Consider the following 2,592-nt stretch of genomic DNA (forward strand, 5'->3'; position numbering starts at 1 on the left):
CAGTATTTCCTCTTTAAAATCAGGCTCGTAATGTGCGTGTGATTTCTTGGGTTTCTTTAATTCCATTTTCCGCATTTTTTATGCAAAAAAGTGTGCCGTTTTTTTGAACCACCTCAATTTTAATAACCTGAATAAAATTGGCATAAAACAAAAATGCTTCGAAAATGAATTTATCACATTTACGAAGCATTTTATGCTGATACTCATATTTCAAACTCGTTTATCCAGTAGCCTTTGTAGCTTCTTTTTTTAATTTATCATTCGCTACAATGGCAAATTCTACTCTTCTATTTTGCTCTCTTCCTGATTCTAAAGTATTGTCTGCCACAGCATCTTTTTCTCCATAACCAAGTACTGTCAAACATTTTTTGAAACATTGTTTGCTTTCAATATTACCGCAACTGCTTCTGCTCTTTACTGAGATAATTTCATATTGTAATGTAATTCATCCAAAAACTACATAAAATTATCTCGCATTTCTTGCTTGATGAATTTAAGGGCATCGTCGGATGGTGAGATGTTTTTACTGATGGCTACTTCTAAAATTCGTTTTGATAATTCTAAGGCTGGGGCTTCTGGGGCTAAATCTTTTGTCGATAAATTAATCAAGGCTACTGTCTCATTCATGGCGTTTTTGATGTTTAGCCAAGCTTCGTCGCTCATATATACCTGCTGTGATAGATTATGCGAAAACTCTTCTCTGATTTCCGACAGCATCAATTGCTGAAACTCTGCCACGGTTGCTACTCGTCCCGTAAGGCGAATTAATAAGTTGTTTGGCGAGATTCTTTCTAAAAACAAAGCCATTCTTTCGTAAGCCTGCAAGCGAATAGGCAACAATGTTTTGATGGTTTCCGCCTTGATATTTAATTCTTTTTCTACTATTTCTTTTCTAATAAAAGAACTGACTGTTAGGCACATAGCCCATAAAACTAATCCTGCTGGGAGTAAAACCTTTATTAAATCGGCAACTAATTCCATGATGTTGGGGTTTATTATTCACGATAATCTTTCAAAAATAAGTAATTTTGCCCACAGAAAAAGCCCTTTGCTGATAGAATCAGTGGAAAGGTTGATGAAATTGAGTGAATGTAGCGTTGTTTGATGATAGAAAACAGACAAACAAATCACTTTATCAGCAGGCACTCCATCAATAATGATAAAATCATGAATCCAACTTCAATCATTCCCATCAGTATTACCGATATTGCCAAGCAAGAAGTAATCAAGGCTTTGAGCATTAAGGGAATTCCCGAAAATTACTTTCTGAGAGTAGGTTTGCGTGGTGGAGCTTGCAGTGCCACCTATTTAATTGGCTTTGATAAAATGGGTGAACACGACGAATTATATGAAATAGATGAATTGAAAGTAATCATCGACAAGCGTCATTTGATGTATTTAATAAATATAGAGCTTGATTTTGAGGAGGAAGGAAATGGCTTTACCTTTAACAAATTATAGAAATATCATACAACAATATTATTCATGAAAATTGCCGCAATAGACATCGGCTCGAACGCCGCCAGAATGCAAATCTCCAGAGTACTGGAAAACGATGGTAAAATAAGTTTTAAAAAAGTAGAATACGTTCGTTTTGCTTTGCGTTTGGGACACGATGTTTTTAATGATGGAGAAATTAGCCCAGAATCTGAGGTAAGAATTTTTAAATTATTAAACGCCTACAAGCTTTTATTAGATTTACACGAAGTAAAAGATTATATGATTTGTGCCACTTCTGCCATGCGTGAAGCTGGCAATGCCGAAGCGGTGATTACTCGTATCCATAAGATTTTGGACATGAAAATCAACATCATCGAAGGAGCAAAAGAAGCGGAATTAATCAATGATGTAGTGGTTCAGGCTTTAGACGATGCCAATTATTTGCACATTGATGTTGGTGGAGGTTCGACAGAGCTAAATATTTATTCTGAAAGAAAGAAAATTGCTTCAAAATCTTTTAAAATCGGCTCTGTTCGTTTGTTGGAACACAAAGAAAAAGAAGGCGATTGGGAGAAAATGAAGCGTTGGATAGAAAATAATATTGATGTTAAAACGGCTAAAATCACTGCGGTAGGAACAGGCGGAAACATCAGTAAATTATTCAATATTTCACCGAATCATCAAGATGCAAGTTCAATTAGTTTTGAAGAATTAGTTCGTTTGAAGGATTACGTAGCCTCATTTACGTATGAAGAGCGAATTAATAAATTGAGATTAAACGCTGACCGTGCGGATGTTATCGTTCCTGCGGCATCAATTTATCTCGCTGCGATGGAATGGGCTGGAGCAGAAAGTATTTTAGTACCTGATTTAGGTTTGAAAGATGGAATTATTCAGATGGTGTATGAAAGAATTCAACATCGTAAGAAGTAATAAAAATAAAGGGAAGAGCAAATCAATGTTCTTCCCTTTATTATGATGGTGCTTTAAAAATAGCCGTTCAAAAGATATAAGCTTCCTGTATATTTGCTTGAAATAGGCTTCCCTTTAATCTTGTAAATATTTAATAATCAATATATTACCAATAAAATAACCCCGGGAAAGTGTCAATACTGGCAATTTTCGGGGTTTTTCTGTATTTTGTTTCTGCTA

4 protein-coding genes are annotated in these 2,592 nt (G+C 35.2%); 2 read left to right on the forward strand and 2 right to left on the reverse strand.

Annotation, left to right across the window (positions count from 1 at the left end):
• Nucleotides 1–220: 220 nt before the first annotated feature.
• Together VB776_RS24395 and VB776_RS24400 are read right to left on the reverse strand one after the other, a co-directional pair.
• On the reverse strand, nt 221–361 hold the full coding sequence (locus VB776_RS24395) for an OmpA family protein (RefSeq protein ID WP_323699455.1): 141 nt from the start codon (nt 359–361) through the stop codon (nt 221–223).
• 95 nt (nt 362–456) lie between these two features.
• Nucleotides 457–981: a DUF7935 family protein gene (locus VB776_RS24400; RefSeq protein ID WP_323699456.1), complete on the reverse strand. Its 525-nt coding sequence runs from the start codon at nt 979–981 to the stop codon at nt 457–459.
• Nucleotides 982–1,167: 186 nt separating this feature from the next.
• Here VB776_RS24400 and VB776_RS24405 point away from each other — a divergent pair, with 186 nt between their 5' ends.
• Nucleotides 1,168–1,461, forward strand: coding sequence for a HesB/IscA family protein (locus VB776_RS24405; protein ID WP_323260857.1), 294 nt, complete (start codon nt 1,168–1,170; stop codon nt 1,459–1,461).
• A 24-nt stretch (nt 1,462–1,485) separates the two neighbouring features.
• Nucleotides 1,486–2,373, forward strand: coding sequence for a Ppx/GppA phosphatase family protein (locus tag VB776_RS24410; RefSeq protein ID WP_323699457.1), 888 nt, complete (start codon nt 1,486–1,488; stop codon nt 2,371–2,373).
• Nucleotides 2,374–2,592 lie beyond the last annotated feature (219 nt).

It is taken from the genome of Arcicella gelida, assembly GCF_034931025.1.
In the GTDB taxonomy this organism is placed as follows: Bacteria; Bacteroidota; Bacteroidia; order Cytophagales; family Spirosomataceae; genus Arcicella; species Arcicella gelida.

Bases quoted from the DNA above. Each gene is read 5' to 3' on its own strand.
- VB776_RS24405 (WP_323260857.1), top strand. From the start codon at position 1,168: ATGAATCCAACTTCAATCATTCCCATCAGTATTACCGATATTGCCAAG.
- VB776_RS24400 (WP_323699456.1), bottom strand. From the start codon at position 981: ATGGAATTAGTTGCCGATTTAATAAAGGTTTTACTCCCAGCAGGATTA.
- VB776_RS24410 (WP_323699457.1), top strand. From the start codon at position 1,486: ATGAAAATTGCCGCAATAGACATCGGCTCGAACGCCGCCAGAATGCAA.